Annotated in this window: 1 protein-coding gene; it reads right to left on the reverse strand. The window is 63.0% G+C overall.

Annotated features, from left to right (window positions below):
• Positions 1–246 (reverse strand): carboxyl transferase domain-containing protein (locus tag G8O24_RS43370; protein WP_283815677.1); only part of this gene is annotated, 246 nt, incomplete at both ends.

Consider the following 246-nt stretch of genomic DNA (forward strand, 5'->3'; position numbering starts at 1 on the left):
CCTCTTCCTGGGTCGCGGCATAGACCAGTTGCGGTCCGCCCAGGAACATGGCGCCCTGATTGCGGATGATGACGGTGTCGTCGCAGAGCGCCGGCATGTAAGCGCCGCCGGCGGTCGAGGGGCCGTGAACGACGGCGATCTGCGCGATATTCTCGGCCGACATCTTTACCTGATTGTACATGATCGATCCGGCCTGCCCTTCGTCCGGAAAGATATTGGCGATGTCCGGCAGGAAGCCGCCACCTG

This window comes from Bradyrhizobium campsiandrae (genome assembly GCF_014529705.1).
GTDB lineage: Bacteria > Pseudomonadota > Alphaproteobacteria > Rhizobiales > Xanthobacteraceae > Bradyrhizobium > Bradyrhizobium campsiandrae.